17 protein-coding genes are annotated in these 13,703 nt (G+C 53.8%); 3 read left to right on the top strand and 14 right to left on the bottom strand.

The features are described from left to right. Window positions 1-70: 70 nt before the first annotated feature. The 13 genes from AC8GE9_RS16975 to AC8GE9_RS16915 form a co-directional block, all read right to left on the bottom strand. A complete protein-coding gene (locus AC8GE9_RS16975) occupies window positions 71-1,579 on the bottom strand; it encodes a DegQ family serine endoprotease (RefSeq protein WP_506678357.1) in 1,509 nt (502 codons plus the stop codon). Between the two features lie 44 nt (window positions 1,580-1,623). Next, the gene (locus tag AC8GE9_RS16970; protein WP_506678356.1) at window positions 1,624-2,664 is read right to left on the bottom strand and encodes a MucB/RseB C-terminal domain-containing protein; all 1,041 of its coding nucleotides are present in this window, start codon (window positions 2,662-2,664) and stop codon (window positions 1,624-1,626) included. Next, entirely contained in the window at window positions 2,664-3,236 is a 573-nt protein-coding gene (locus AC8GE9_RS16965; RefSeq protein ID WP_506678355.1) for a sigma-E factor negative regulatory protein, read from the bottom strand. Before AC8GE9_RS16965 ends, AC8GE9_RS16970 begins: the two co-directional genes overlap by 1 nt. Window positions 3,237-3,248: 12 nt before the next feature. Then, on the bottom strand, window positions 3,249-3,848 hold the full coding sequence (gene rpoE, locus AC8GE9_RS16960) for an RNA polymerase sigma factor RpoE (protein WP_506678353.1): 600 nt from the start codon (window positions 3,846-3,848) through the stop codon (window positions 3,249-3,251). Continuing rightward, window positions 3,845-4,366: a hypothetical protein gene (locus tag AC8GE9_RS16955; RefSeq protein WP_506678352.1), complete on the bottom strand. Its 522-nt coding sequence runs from the start codon at window positions 4,364-4,366 to the stop codon at window positions 3,845-3,847. The genes rpoE and AC8GE9_RS16955 overlap by 4 nt, the downstream gene beginning before the upstream one ends. After that, a complete protein-coding gene (gene fabF, locus AC8GE9_RS16950; protein WP_506678351.1) occupies window positions 4,363-5,592 on the bottom strand; it encodes a beta-ketoacyl-ACP synthase II in 1,230 nt (409 codons plus the stop codon). The genes AC8GE9_RS16955 and fabF overlap by 4 nt, the downstream gene beginning before the upstream one ends. Window positions 5,593-5,722: 130 nt before the next feature. Continuing rightward, the gene (gene acpP / locus AC8GE9_RS16945) at window positions 5,723-5,959 is read right to left on the bottom strand and encodes an acyl carrier protein (protein WP_259661820.1); all 237 of its coding nucleotides are present in this window, start codon (window positions 5,957-5,959) and stop codon (window positions 5,723-5,725) included. A gap of 59 nt (window positions 5,960-6,018) precedes the next feature. Further along, window positions 6,019-6,765, bottom strand: coding sequence for a 3-oxoacyl-ACP reductase FabG (gene fabG / locus AC8GE9_RS16940; RefSeq protein ID WP_506678350.1), 747 nt, complete (start codon window positions 6,763-6,765; stop codon window positions 6,019-6,021). 14 nt (window positions 6,766-6,779) lie between these two features. Next, the gene (gene fabD / locus AC8GE9_RS16935; protein WP_506678349.1) at window positions 6,780-7,715 is read right to left on the bottom strand and encodes an ACP S-malonyltransferase; all 936 of its coding nucleotides are present in this window, start codon (window positions 7,713-7,715) and stop codon (window positions 6,780-6,782) included. Between the two features lie 47 nt (window positions 7,716-7,762). Further along, window positions 7,763-8,749 (bottom strand): beta-ketoacyl-ACP synthase III, encoded by a 987-nt coding sequence (locus tag AC8GE9_RS16930; protein ID WP_506678347.1) that lies wholly within the window; start codon window positions 8,747-8,749, stop codon window positions 7,763-7,765. Next, window positions 8,746-9,786, bottom strand: a complete 1,041-nt coding sequence (gene plsX, locus AC8GE9_RS16925) for a phosphate acyltransferase PlsX (RefSeq protein ID WP_506678436.1) — start codon at window positions 9,784-9,786, stop codon at window positions 8,746-8,748. The genes AC8GE9_RS16930 and plsX overlap by 4 nt, the downstream gene beginning before the upstream one ends. A 99-nt stretch (window positions 9,787-9,885) precedes the next feature. Then, window positions 9,886-10,068: a 50S ribosomal protein L32 gene (gene rpmF, locus AC8GE9_RS16920; protein WP_506678345.1), complete on the bottom strand. Its 183-nt coding sequence runs from the start codon at window positions 10,066-10,068 to the stop codon at window positions 9,886-9,888. Between the two features lie 49 nt (window positions 10,069-10,117). Beyond that, window positions 10,118-10,717: a YceD family protein gene (locus AC8GE9_RS16915; protein WP_506678344.1), complete on the bottom strand. Its 600-nt coding sequence runs from the start codon at window positions 10,715-10,717 to the stop codon at window positions 10,118-10,120. Window positions 10,718-10,823: 106 nt separating this feature from the next. Here AC8GE9_RS16915 and AC8GE9_RS16910 point away from each other — a divergent pair, with 106 nt between their 5' ends. From AC8GE9_RS16910 to AC8GE9_RS16900, 3 genes are read left to right on the top strand one after another with little or no spacing between them, the layout of a single operon-like run. Next, complete coding sequence (locus AC8GE9_RS16910; protein WP_506678343.1) at window positions 10,824-11,471, top strand: Maf family nucleotide pyrophosphatase; 648 nt, start codon at window positions 10,824-10,826, stop codon at window positions 11,469-11,471. Between the two features lie 18 nt (window positions 11,472-11,489). After that, on the top strand, window positions 11,490-12,242 hold the full coding sequence (locus tag AC8GE9_RS16905) for an SAM-dependent methyltransferase (protein ID WP_506678342.1): 753 nt from the start codon (window positions 11,490-11,492) through the stop codon (window positions 12,240-12,242). Continuing rightward, the gene (locus AC8GE9_RS16900) at window positions 12,242-13,090 is read left to right on the top strand and encodes an N-acetylmuramoyl-L-alanine amidase (protein ID WP_506678341.1); all 849 of its coding nucleotides are present in this window, start codon (window positions 12,242-12,244) and stop codon (window positions 13,088-13,090) included. Before AC8GE9_RS16905 ends, AC8GE9_RS16900 begins: the two co-directional genes overlap by 1 nt. Here the strand turns inward: AC8GE9_RS16900 and msrQ are convergent. Next, on the bottom strand, window positions 13,087-13,698 hold the full coding sequence (gene msrQ, locus AC8GE9_RS16895) for a protein-methionine-sulfoxide reductase heme-binding subunit MsrQ (protein WP_506678339.1): 612 nt from the start codon (window positions 13,696-13,698) through the stop codon (window positions 13,087-13,089). The two genes, AC8GE9_RS16900 and msrQ, sit on opposite strands and share 4 nt — an antisense overlap. Window positions 13,699-13,703 lie beyond the last annotated feature (5 nt).

Here is a 13,703-nt window from a genome sequence, read left to right as displayed (position 1 = left end):
GGGCTAGCAAGCAAAAAGGGGCGCTCTGCGCCCCTTTTGCGGCAAACCGCTATTCTAGCCGTTCTTGTCTTTATTTGGCGGCTGGCACGGCGACCCAACGGGTTTGGTCGCCTGTCCGAACCATCAAACCAACAGGACGCGTCTTGTCGAGACCGGCAATCACCTTGGCAAACTGCTCAGGACTCGTAATGTCGGTGTTATTGACCGCCAAAATGAGGTCGCCTTCGGCAATACCCACAGTCGAGGCTGGCGCTGCAACCGCAGTGACCTGAACGCCACCCTTGATCCGCAGCTTTTTCTGAGCCTCAGCGCTGACTGGAACAATCGTCATCCCCAGCACTACACTCTGTGACTCAACAGGCTTTTCCTTTGCAGCAGGCGCCTCCGCCGTCTGCTCGGCCTTTAGTTCTGTCACAGTGACATTGAGCTTGACCGTCTTGCCCTTGCGCCAGACTTCGACTGGAGAAACCGCACCTGGCTTTGTTTGACCCACAAGACGGGGCAAATCAGACATCCTGGTAATGGCTTTACCGTCGAACTTCAAAATCACGTCACCTGGCAAAATACCGCCCTTTTCTGCTGGACCATCAGGCTCAACACCACTGACAAGTGCGCCCTCAGCTTTTGGTAGACCAATGGCTTGCGCCACATCCTTGCTCACCTCACCGATCTGCACACCAATCCGTCCACGCGTGACGCGACCTGAGGACTTGAGCTGATCCACAACCTGCATTGCCTCATCGATCGGAATCGCCAAAGAGATGCCCATAAAACCACCACTGCGGGACACGATCTGTGCATTGATCCCGACCACTTGGCCATCTAGATTGAGCAAAGGACCACCAGAGTTACCTGGATTGACCGCCACATCAGTCTGAATAAAAGGCAGATAGTCACCGGTCTCACGACCCAAGGCACTGATAATGCCCGAAGTCACCGTCGACTCGAGTCCGAAAGGCGAACCAATCGCCAAGACCCATTGACCTTTTTTGAGGGTTTTGGCATTGCCAATCGGCAGTGTTGCCATCCCTTTGGCATCAATCTTGAGCAAGGCGACATCCGTACGTTGATCGCTGCCCACGACTTTCGCCTTGAACTCGCGACCATCCGTCAGCGTGACAAAAATATCCGTTGCATCCACCACCACATGATGGTTGGTGAGCAAGTGTCCATCCTCCGAGATAAAAAATCCCGACCCTACGCCGCGCGGCACAGAGCGCTCTTCGGGCTCGGCACGTCGTCCGCGTGGTGCTGGTTGCGGTCCTTGACGTCCACCGGGTGGCGCGGAGTCAGGGCCAAAAAAGTGACGGAATAATTCATAAGGATCTTGACCGGGCGCACCGCCGCCGCCACCTCCGCCTGCGCGCGAGGAGACTTTAGCGGTTGTGCGGATATTCACCACAGCAGCTTCTGATTTTTCAACAATCGTCGTAAAGTCAGGCAAACCAACATTGCGCGCTTGCGCAAACGAGACTTGCAAGCCACCGAGCACTAAGGCTATGGCAACCATCAACGTTGTCGCGATGCGGCGCATGCGACCAACAGACTGATACAGATATGAGTGTGACTGATCTTGCATCATGAACTCCGATTTAAACGCTCCAACTCAACGCTCGCAGCGCGTTAACGTGCGGGCTTTGACGGAACGTATTGAATTGACTGAGCCAACTGTTCAAGGGTTGCGGCCGGCACTTCACCCAATACAGTCAACCAAAAGTTTTCTACCTTGATCCCGAAGATATTCACTGAGCCACTTCGCGCAGCGCCTTGGGGTTCATACTCAGACCGCTCTGGCTGATAAGGTTCAATAAAAATTGAAATAGTTGCGAGACCATCTGATAATACAAGTTGATTCACGCGCTTATTATTAGAAAAAGTTCTTTCAAGTTGTGACGTTGGCATATAACCGGCTGGGGCTGGAATCCGCCAACCCTGTGCCAACAAATCTACTTTGACATGCTGCGCACGCACGCTTCGCCAATCCGTTGTGATCCACGTCGGTGTCAACATCGCTTCAGTAATGTCAGCGCCAATCGCGACCTGTACGAACGCCACCTGTTCGATGACCACACCATCGTGACCGACCATTTGAGCCTTGAGCAGCAAATGAGTCTCTAGATCCGAGCACAAGCGATAACCGTAGCGATGCTGATCACGCGGCGTCACTTCAATGCCACGACAAGGTCGTCCTGCAATACGCAAAAGCTCGGGTGCAAGTCGCACGGTGTAATTTTTTTCTAACGATTGCGCATGATTGAGTAACAATCCAGGGAAGCGATCCCCGCGCTGTTGCTCAAGCAAAATGAGCTTGCGATCTGGCATCAAGCCTTGTACTTCGTCATTAAAACGTAAATACTCTCTGGGCGCGCCGTCCAGAACCTCGATGCGCTCCTTTTCATTTTTTCCATCGAAAAAATGCGTGATGCGGGATGACTCAAAACGCTCACCCTGTTGAAAAGCAAAGACACCCACGTAGTTCAGGGTCCGTGCAGCATGCTGAATTTGGCGCACAATCTGATTGACTTCAGACTGATCGGAGGAATGCGACGAGGGGGATGCTTGAACCGGCACGGCTTGTGCAGAGGGCGCGACAGGTGATGCCTGACTCAATGCGCTCGCACCCATCACCATGAACGTAAACGCACAATTGACCAAACGCGACATTACCGCATAGCTCCAAATGACACTTGACGCACATTCGCCAGACCAGACATTTCGCGGTGCGTATTCACATAATCACGCACAACGGGAGCATTAAACGCAACCTCAATCGGACGCGCGGATTGCACAGGTGTGACTTCTGCGACTTGTTCGGCAGGCGATGAGTGTTCTGGTAACAAAAATGGCTTGGCGACCCAAATGACCGAAGCCACTGCTGCGGCCATGGCAAAGCCAGGCCAAATCGTTTTACCCCAGAAACGGCCCCCACTCGCTCTCTTGGCGGCATAAGCTGATGTCGACGAAGCAGCAGGCTTTGGGGCAGCCACAATCGCAGGCTCCTGAGTAATCGCCTGGGCGACGCGCTGCTGCAGAGAGTGCTGGGCCGGCAAGGCCAGAGCAGGTGTCCGCAACGTATCCCCGATCAAGTGATAAAGCTCCCAAGTCGACTTCCCTTGAGCGGATAACACGTGCTCAGGCATGTCAGCGCCCGTGTCACCATCCATCCAGGCTGAAATCTCACTCTGGGGTTGTTGGGTTGACTGATTCATGTTTGAGATCTCGTTAGACTGTTTCATCGTTTAAACTCCTCACCAGCGCCGATCGCCGGTATCACCCAGCAAGGGACGCAACTTTATCGCGATGGCTTCACGGGCTCGAAAAATACGAGACCTCACCGTGCCAATCGGACAACTCATACTTTCAGCAATATCTTCGTAACTCATTCCATCAATTTCACGCATCACAATCGCATTGCGTAGATCTTCAGGCAAATCATTCATCGCCTTGTTCACTGTTTCGGCAATTTGACGACTTGCCATCTCAGATTCGGGGTTGCTACTGTCTGTTAGGTTGTCAGTTGCGTCAAAAGTTTCACCATCTTCGTTTTCTTGTGCAGAAGGTGTGCTTGGGCGACGATTATTTTGCGCCAGCCAGTTGCGGGCCGTATTGATCGCAATGCGGTAAAGCCATGTATAAAAAGCACTTTCACCGCGAAACTGGGGTAAAGCACGGTAAGCTTTGATAAAGGATTCCTGAGCTACATCCTCGATTTCACCGGGATCCCGAATCATGCGAGAGAGTAAACGCATGATTTTTCTCTGATATTTCAGTACCAACAGGTCAAACGCCTGTTTGTCTCCGCGTTGTACGCGCGCAACCAACTCGGCGTCTACGTCGCGCTCACTCAAGCTGAATCCCCTTTTGAATGTCGATGAGCACCCTCAATCTGTCGGTTCGCCTCGAGTGCGACCTCGCGAAAGATTGTGGGATGCGTGCACTGTCTCCAGACCACCGCTAGAGCGGTCTTTGACATGTTATGGGGACGATGATGGAATTTCAAACCTAAGCTCAGTCCAAAAAAATGATACCAGCGCTGAGTGACAATAACCTCTATGCTATCAGTCAAACCAGAGACTTCTGAATAAAATGCCAGTTGCCACGGTTTTTCAGAGGAAATCACGAGTACGCGTCCCTCAAAAGCTTTTTGTCTGCGGCGCAGCCCAACATAATGCACCAAAATGGGGATCACCCCAAAAAGGGATGCAATCCACCACGCCAAGCCAACCCACAAGGCAGAAATAAACAAAACAAGGGAGGCCGACATGAGCATTAAAAAAATCAATCCCGCCACCCAGCGAGGCTGGGTTAACGGGACGACAAGATCTGAACGTAATAACGTCTCAGACGGTAAAGTCTCAGACGTCAAATACGGCGAACAGCCATTGAGCCGTTAGTGCCGCCAAATCCAAAAGAGTTGGAGAGTGCGACATCGATTTTTAGTTCACGCGCAGCGTTCGCGCAATAATCCAGATCGCATTCGGGGTCTTGGTTAAAGATATTGATCGTAGGCGGGGAAATCTGGTGATGCACAGCGAGCGTCGTAAACACAGCTTCAATACCACCCGCTGCACCCAACAAATGACCCGTCATCGACTTCGTCGAATTGATCACGAGCTTTTTAGCGTGATCACCGAATGCTAACTTTAGCGCTTCAGTTTCATTTTTGTCGCCAAGCGGGGTCGAGGTCCCGTGTGCATTCACATACTGGACCTGGTCAGCGTTGATCCCACCGTTGCGTAACGCATTCGCAATACCACGGCGAGGCCCATCGCGATCGGGCGCCGTAATGTGATGCGCGTCAGAGCTCATACCAAAGCCAGCGAACTCACCATAAATGCGAGCACCACGCTTTTTAGCATGCTCGTACTCTTCGAGAATCAGCACGCCAGCACCCTCGCCCAAGACAAAACCGTCACGATCACGGTCCCAAGGACGCGAAGCCGTTGTTGGATCATCGTTGCGCTGTGACAAGGCACGCATGGCGGCAAAGCCACCAATACCAAGCGGCGAAACGGTCGACTCGGCACCACCAGCCATCATGACGTCAGCATCGCCGTATTCGATCATACGCGCAGCATCGCCAATGGAATGCAGGCCCGTTGTGCAAGCCGACACCACCGCGTAGGAAGGGCCTTTAAAGCCCAACATAATGGAAATCTGACCCGAAATTAGGTTAATTAATGAGGCGGGGACGAAAAACGGAGAAATACGGCGTGGACCACGCTCGAGGTATTCGGTCTGGGTTTCCTCAATCCGCTGCAGTCCACCGATTCCCGAGCCGACAATGACGCCCACACGATCTGCGTTGGCCTCGGTAATTTCCAACCCAGAGTCTTTCCATGCTTGCAGGCCGGCGGCGATGCCGTAATGGATAAAAGTGTCCATCGTCCGCGCTTCTTTAGCGGGGAGGATCTGGGTGATGTCAAAACCTTTTACTTCGCCTGCGATGTGCGCATTGAACGCGCTGGGATCAAAGCGAGAGATCCGTCCGATACCAGACCGACCGCAAACGATATTGTCCCAAGCCGTGGCAATGTCGTTGCCCACCGGGCTCACAATGCCTAGACCTGTAATTACGACACGTCGTTTCACGGAGCACTCCTCAAATATGCGATACGCGGCCAAGAAAACTGCTGAAAAGAAAACTGACGCAATTGAGCGGGAGCCAAAGGCCCCCGCCGTGCGATACAGAATGCCTTAACCGCCTAAATACCAACAAAAATTACTTGGAATTCGAAGTGATGTAATCCACGGCCTGTTGGACCGTTGTGATTTTTTCAGCTTCTTCATCGGGAATTTCGGTTTCGAACTCGTCTTCAAGTGCCATGACCAGCTCAACCATGTCGAGCGAATCGGCACCGAGGTCGTCAAGAAAGGAAGAGGCGTTCTTGATCTCGGCTTCGTTAACGCCAAGTTGTTCAGCGACAATCTTTTTGACGCGCTGTTCGATGCTTTCCATGCAGATCTCCAAAGGGAAAAGTCCGGTGAATTATAGCCAACCGGGAGAAAAAAAACCTATTACATGTACATGCCGCCATTGACGTGCAATGTTGTGCCTGTGATGTAGCCTGCTTGAGGTGACGCTAAAAACGCCACCGCGTGCGCGATATCGCTGGCCGAACCGAGTCGTCCAAGCGGAATTTGTCCCAAGAGTGCTTTGGTTTGGTCCTCATTAAGAGCACTTGTCATATCTGTTTCTATAAAGCCGGGGGCAATGCAATTGACAGTCACGCCTCGGCTGCCGAGCTCACGCGCCAAAGCGCGACTCATCCCAGCGACACCTGCTTTGGCGGCCGCATAGTTGGCCTGACCGGGATTGCCGCTTGAGCCCACGACCGACGTAATATTAATGATGCGACCCCAACGGGCCTTCATCATGCTGCGCATGACGCCTCGGGACAAACGAAAGACTGCAGTGAGGTTGGTTTGCAACACGGCATCCCAGTCCTCGTCTTTCATGCGCATCGATAAGTTATCGCGCGTGATACCCGCGTTATTAACCAAAATGTGCGGACCACCCGACTCTTTGGCCAACGTATCCAGTAATGCCTCACATCCCTGCACATCTGTGACATTGAGTACAACACCCCGGCCGCCGTGAGGTGCCAGTATCTCAGTCACACCCAGCGCCCCAGCTTCGGTTGTGGCTGTGCCGATCACGCAAGCGCCACGGCCAGCCAATTCGAGTGCAATGGCTCGGCCGATTCCACGCGAAGCACCCGTCACAAGCGCGACTTTATCTTTGAGGTCCATGTCAGTAGTCATCCTTGATCTTCGAATTAAGCGGCAGCAAGCGCAGCCAGCGCAGCCTGCATGGACTCAGGATCGGTAACAGAGAGTGCCACCAACTCCGGATCGATACGTTTTACCATTCCACTCAACACTTTACCTGGGCCACACTCCACCACGTGGGTGATCCCCTGGCCGCGCATCGCCTGAACAATCTCCACCCAGCGCACAGCATGCCAAGCTTGTCGAACCAAGGCATCGCGAATGCCGGCGGGGTCTTGCACAATGGCGACATCGACATTATTGATCACGGGAACCTGCGGAGCCGAGACGTTCACCGCAGAGAGGGCGCCCTGAAGCACGTCAGCTGCGGGTTTGAGCAGACTTGAATGAAACGGTGCAGAGACCGGCAAGAGCATGGCGCGTTTGGCGCCAGCCGCCTTGGCCGTCTGTATAGCACGCTGCACAGCCTCTGCATGACCCGCGATGACCACTTGAGAAGGTGCATTAAAGTTGACCGCCTCGACGACTTGTCCCTGTGCGGCTTCGAGACAGGCTGCACGGACGGCATCGTCCTCAAGACCCAGCACGGCTGCCATGGCGCCTGTGCCGACCGGCACGGCAGCCTGCATCGCATCAGCGCGAATACGCACAAGGCGCACCGCATCGTGTAACGACAACGAACCAGCAGCGGTCAGTGCCGCATACTCACCAAGACTATGACCAGCCATCAATGAAGCCGTCGGGCCACCTGCCGCACGCCAAGCTTCAAACATCGCAACGCCCGCTGTCAACATCGCAGGCTGAGTATTGGTGGTCAGGTTCAGTTGCTCAACAGGTCCCTGGGCCATCAGAGCACCAAGGTCCTCTCCCAGCGCAGCAGAAGCGTCTGCAACGACTTGCATGGCAGCTGGATGCCCAGACCACACATCCATCATCCCGACAGATTGTGAGCCTTGACCTGGAAAAACGAATGCAAATTTCATGATGTCGCGGATAAAGAAATTAAAGAAACATTGAAAGTCGAACCTTACTACATACGTACGAGCACCGAACCCCAGGTGAACCCGCCCCCGACACCCTGCATCAATACAAGTTGACCAGGTTGAATACGACCATCGCGGCGTGCGACATCAAACGCGAGAGGAATGCTCGCTGCCGAGGTATTTGCATGCTGGTCCACGGTGATCACAACCTTTTCGACGGGGATGTCTAATTTTTTGGCTAAAAAAGTCAGGATCCGGAGATTCGCTTGATGGGGAATCAACCAGTCGATATCCGCAAGCGCGACGCCGGACTTCTCTGAGACCGAACGCGCTGAACGATCCAGTACAGTGACCGCCTGTTTAAAGACCGCCTGGCCATCCATGCGCAAAAAGGGGTCGCCCGTCACTTGACCAAAAGCGACATTACCCGCCGCGCAGAGAATATTCATCTGGCTGCCATCGGCGTGGAGTTCAGCCTCTAGGATGCCGGGCGCGTCGCTGGCCTTGAGGACCACCGCACCCGCGCCATCGCCAAACAATACGCAAGTTGAGCGATCGCTCCAGTCAATAATGCTAGAGAACACTTCGGCACCAATGACCAAGGCGCAGCGTGCGCGCCCTGCCCGGATAAAACTATCCGCTGTCGTCAAGCCGTAGACAAAACCACTGCAAACAGCCTGAACATCAAAGGCGGCTGCGCCTTTATTACCAAGATTCGCCTGTACCAGACAGGCCGTACTGGGAAACACAAAATCTGGTGTCGACGTTGCCACAATAATCAGATCGACTTCATCGGCCGTCACGCCCGCGTCCGCGAGCGCGCGACGCGCAGCCTCAGTCGCCAAGACGCTAGTTGTGATACCTGGATCAGCCAAGTGACGCTGACGGATGCCAGTACGCTCATGAATCCATTGGTCTGAGGTTTCGATCTGGCGCGTGGCCAACTCCGCGGCCAACGCTTCGTTGGTGACCACTCGAGGGGGTAAAAATCCGCCTGAACCAATGATGCGCGCAAAAGGCATGACCTGGGTCATTCGGAGTCTCCCGATTGCGTCGAAGACACCACTTCGACTTGTAAATGAGTAAGCTGAGCAATGGCTTCAGCCGTGCGCTTGAGCAATCCTGTGCTGACGGCCTCACGGGCACGTTCCAAGGCACAGCCAAAAGCGAACGCGTCTGCCGAGCCATGGCTCTTTATCACAACACCGCGCAAACCAAGCAAGGCTGCGCCATTGTATTGCCGATTGTCGACACGACGTCGAAATCTGAATAAAACAGGCAAGGCGATTAACCCCAACAATTTGGTGAAAAAATTGCGGCTGAATTCTTCTCGCACGATGACAGACATCATTCTCGCCACACCTTCGGCTGATTTTAGGGCGACGTTGCCCACAAAGCCATCGCAGACGACTACATCTACCGTGCCTTTAAAAATATCATTGCCTTCGACATTACCGTAGAAATTCAGTGAGCTCTGCCTCAGTAACTCACCGGCTTGCTTGACAATATCGTTACCTTTGATGACCTCTTCGCCGATATTGAGCAAACCAACCGAAGGTACATGGCTTGTGTCACCCGCTTGCGCGAGTGCCGTTCCCATGATGGCAAACTGCAACAGGTGCTCTGGCGAACAATCAACGTTCGCTCCCAAATCTAACATCGTGGTCGAGCCACCTTTTTGATTGGGCAAGGCAGAGGCAATAGCGGGCCGATCAATACCAAAAAGTGTTTTGAGTACATAGCGTGAAATCGCCATCCAGGCGCCGGTGTTGCCCGCTGAAATGCAGGCATCGGCGCGCCCGTCTTTGACGGCTTGCGCAGCCACGCGCATGGAGGAGTCTTTTTTGCGACGCAAAGCGACCTCAACAGGGTCGTCCATCGCCACCACCTCAGTGGCTGGCAATATCGTGTAGCGATCTGGCGTGATGTCTGGATAACGCTTTGCACAAGCAGCAACAGCCTGCTCGAGTGCCTCGGGCAGGCCTACTAGTAACAAATGCGTATCGGCAAAGCGTTGCGCAAAGGCAAAAGCTGCAGGGACCGTGACGGGAATGCCCTCGTCACCACCCATGCAGTCGATCGCGATGCGGATTACGGTAGCCACGTGTTGATCGTGCGCAGCGCGTTTGAATAAGACACGCTTAGACCAGGTAAGCCCGTCAACCGCGTATTATTCGTCAGACTTGGTCTTAAGGACCTTACGGCCACGATAAAAGCCTGTTGGGCTAATGTGGTGACGCAGGTGTTGCTCGCCCGTATTTGGCTCAATGGCCGTTGGGGGATTAACTAGAAAGTCGTGCGAGCGGTGCATACCGCGCTTGGACGGGGATTTTTTGTTTTGCTGAACAGCCATGACAACTCCTGTGGATCGGCGAATTGTACGCCAACCGTCTTGATAACAACTACTGACCCTTGGTTTTGAGCTGACTCAACACCGCAAAAGGCGAGAGGGGCTCTTCCCTACCGGCTTGTTCTTCGGCTTGCGCGTCTAGATCAAGCGTTTCCGGACACACTTCGTGTCGCGGGACATAAGGAACTTCTAAAATTAATTCATCTTCAACGAGCACGCACAAATCAAACTTGGGCGATCCAACAATCTTTTCGGGCTGACCTAAATCATCCTCGTCAATCTCATCATCGCCGAGGTCCGACTCACGCCGCACTAACTCAAAAACAGTCTGCCGATCAATCGGCAACACGAGCGGTCCCAAACAACGCTGACACTCGAGCACTAAATTCGCTTGAACAAGAACGACAAGTTGTGACCGGTCGTCTTTTGTTCGCCTACCTTCGATCACGAACCGAACGACCCCAGGCACAGTTGGCGCCGCCTCTAAAACAGTGAGCTCTGCGACCGGCTGCTCTGGCAACCCCTCGAGCAAACGATCTAAGCGGTGCACACTGAATGCGCCTTTTAAAACCTGACCGCGTCGCGCGAAATCAAACGCATCTACGATCGGCGGAGTGCTAAACCTGAATGCGGCGTTAAGATCTTCTGTCAAAATTGCCTGCCTTATAGTGCATACCCTTATAGTGCATACCAAAACGCTCGTGAAAGCGCATACCTACAGACTGCAACAAAAGAGCAACAAAGCGAGAGATAATAGCGTGTTTTCACCAGTATCGTCAATTTCAAACACGGCCAAAACAACATTGACACACCCATTGATCCTCGCTTCGAGCTCCCCATATCGGCGTGAACTCCTCTCAAGACTAAAAATTCCTTTTATTTCGATTGCGCCCGATATTGATGAAACCCCTACTTCCGGCGAAACGCCTAGAACGCTTGCATTGCGCTTGGCGCAAACCAAAGCTCGTGTGATTGCAGCACAATACCCCGGTCATCTCGTGATCGGCGCCGATCAGGTCGCCTCCCTGCACGGCACCCCCCTAGGTAAGCCAGGCGATCATGCAAGCGCGCAACGCCAACTCAGAGCCCTCTCCGGCCAAGCGGTCATTTTTCATAGCGCCATGGCCGTGATGAAAGACCAATACATTCAAACCGTCGAAGTGCCCACGACCTGTGTTTTTCGATCCTTATCAGACACAGCGATCGACAGATATTTACGCCTTGACACGCCCTATGACACCGCAGGCAGCGCCAAAGCCGAGTCTCTTGGGATCGCACTCATGCAAAGCATGGAAAGCTCAGATCCAACCTCGATCATCGGCTTGCCCTTAATCGCGCTGACCCGCCTGCTCACCGAGTTTGGACTCGACCCTCTTGAGCATGCCGGTCTGCCCCCTTTACCCTAACTCTTTTACAGCCCTCAGATGTCCATCCTGCACGCCAACACCGCACCTCAAACCCAAAGTCGCTTGGGTACGCTACACCTGATTCCCGTTGGTCTGGGAGAAGCTCCCATTGACCAATGGCTCCCCGCGCAGGGACAAGCTCAGGCGGGTGCACTTAAAATCTACGTTGCCGAAAATGCCAAAGTCGCTCGTGCTTTTTTAAAGCTCACCCCTCTGGCCTACCCCTTACAAGACATCACGATCCATGAGCTCAATGCCCGAGTCGGGGACGAGGCGCTAGAGCAGTGGCTTGCACCTCTTAAAGCCGGCCAAGATATTGGCTTGGTTTCCGATGCGGGTTGTCCTGCCGTCGCCGATCCAGGTGCCCGTGCGGTCGCGCTCGCCCATCGCTGGGGTGCTCCAGTTAAACCCTGGGTAGGTCCTTCCTCAATTTTACTGGGGCTGATGGCGAGCGGCTTGGATGGGCAGCGCTTCGCTTTTCACGGTTACGCCCCCGTAGAGCCCGCCGAGCGCGCCAAACAACTTAAGGCTTGGGAGCAAATCTCTTCCAAACAAAAACAATCTCAATTGTTTATCGAAACCCCCTACCGCAACCAGGCGATGTTCGCCAGCCTAGTCGAACACCTCAAGGGCAACACCCAGTTATGCATTGCGCGCTCGGTCACGACACAAGACGAGTGGATTCGCACCCTGACGATCGCACAGTGGAAAAACCAACCGAGCCCCGCCCTCGACAAGCACCCGACCCTTTTTATCTTTCAGGCCGCCTGATGCAATCGTTCGCCTCTTTCACACATCGTTCATCGCGTCTTTTTTATCAACGTCTGTGCCTCTGCCTGCTGGTAATTCTCTTGTCAGGCTGCGCCTCTCAAGTCAGCGGCCCCTACCGTTTCGACGACTCAATGAAGTCGCGCGGTCAAAGTGGTCGCATCGATGTGATCGTGCTGCACTACACGGCCTCGACCAAACCTAGCGCGCTCATGACGCTCACCAACCGCGATGTCAGCGCGCACTACGTCGTGACCGATGACAAGCCCCCGGTGGTCTACCGTTTAGTCAACGAGGATAAAAGCGCCTGGCATGCCGGCGACAGTAGTTGGTATGGTCGAACATTTCTCAACCAACGCTCCATTGGGATAGAAATTGTGCACCCAGGTTGGACACGCAATAGCCATGGAGACAAAGGCATGCCCTACTCCGACACACAAATTGCCGCGGTCATCACACTCACAAAAGAGGTCGCTCAGCGCAACAATATCGCACCTGAAAATATTGTCGGACACAGTGATGTCGCACCGATGCGCAAAATTGATCCAGGTCCGTCCTTTCCCTGGAAAAAGCTCGCACAAGCCGGCGTAGGACGCTGGTTTGACGAAGCTGCGGCGGCCAAGCACGAAGCCAACTTTATTCGTATCGGTTATCCAGATGCGGGATGGTTTCAAAAGCAGCTCAAACGGGTGGGCTACCAAGTACCTGAGTCAAATTATTTTGATGCAGGAACCTTTGCGGCTATCGGTGCCTTTCAAATGCACTATCGTCCCGATCGCATCACGAGCCGACCAGACGCCCAAACCGCTGCGCGGCTGCTGGCCTTACCCACCACAGGCTCTGGCCTTTAAAGGCGCTTTGCCTTTAGCCACGCGCGACGTACACGCCACGCTAACAAAAAAGCCAAGACCGCCGCATAGATCAAGACAGTATCAAAATCATTTTTGCCTTGCTTATGCCACCAATAGTGCAAGATCGCTAATACACCGATCAAATAGATGGAACGATGCAACAGCTGCCAGCGCTTACCTAGGCGGCGCATCCAAGCTTGGGTCGAGGTGATCGCCAACAGTGCCATAGTCAAAAATGCCGCAGCACCGACCAGGATGAAAGGACGCTTCCAAACATCCGCGAGCATGGGGACCAATTCAAAACTCTGATCCCACCAGGCCCAAGACAACGCATGCAGGGTGGCATAAAAAAAAGTAAAGAGTCCACACATTCGCCGCCAGCGTAACAGTGCCGGTTGCTTCAACCATTGACGCAAAGGGGAGATCGCTAAGGTGACCAACAAACACACCAAGGTCCAAGTACCGGACGAGCGCGTTAGAAACTCCACGGGGTTCGCCGTCAGTGCATTGTGATATCCGAGCACGACCCATCTGAGCAAAGGATAAAGCCCTGCAATGAACAGCAGAGGCTTGGCTCGATCAAAGGCCTTGGCTGAGAGTGCCTGCACGCCCA

It is taken from the genome of Zwartia lucis (assembly GCF_965234455.1).
Taxonomy (GTDB): Bacteria; Pseudomonadota; Gammaproteobacteria; order Burkholderiales; family Burkholderiaceae_B; genus Zwartia; species Zwartia lucis.
This window is presented reverse-complemented; position numbering and strand designations above follow the sequence as displayed.

Coding starts and splice junctions, on each gene's coding strand:
- AC8GE9_RS16905 (WP_506678342.1), top strand. CDS start 11,490: ATGTCCATCCTGCACGCCAACACCGCACCTCAAACCCAAAGTCGCTTG.
- AC8GE9_RS16930 (WP_506678347.1), bottom strand. CDS start 8,749: ATGACCCAGGTCATGCCTTTTGCGCGCATCATTGGTTCAGGCGGATTT.
- AC8GE9_RS16900 (WP_506678341.1), top strand. CDS start 12,242: ATGCAATCGTTCGCCTCTTTCACACATCGTTCATCGCGTCTTTTTTAT.
- fabG (WP_506678350.1), bottom strand. CDS start 6,765: ATGACTACTGACATGGACCTCAAAGATAAAGTCGCGCTTGTGACGGGT.
- AC8GE9_RS16970 (WP_506678356.1), bottom strand. CDS start 2,664: ATGTCGCGTTTGGTCAATTGTGCGTTTACGTTCATGGTGATGGGTGCG.
- AC8GE9_RS16965 (WP_506678355.1), bottom strand. CDS start 3,236: ATGAAACAGTCTAACGAGATCTCAAACATGAATCAGTCAACCCAACAA.
- plsX (WP_506678436.1), bottom strand. CDS start 9,786: ATGGGTGGTGACGAGGGCATTCCCGTCACGGTCCCTGCAGCTTTTGCC.
- acpP (WP_259661820.1), bottom strand. CDS start 5,959: ATGGAAAGCATCGAACAGCGCGTCAAAAAGATTGTCGCTGAACAACTT.
- rpmF (WP_506678345.1), bottom strand. CDS start 10,068: ATGGCTGTTCAGCAAAACAAAAAATCCCCGTCCAAGCGCGGTATGCAC.
- AC8GE9_RS16975 (WP_506678357.1), bottom strand. CDS start 1,579: ATGCAAGATCAGTCACACTCATATCTGTATCAGTCTGTTGGTCGCATG.
- fabD (WP_506678349.1), bottom strand. CDS start 7,715: ATGAAATTTGCATTCGTTTTTCCAGGTCAAGGCTCACAATCTGTCGGG.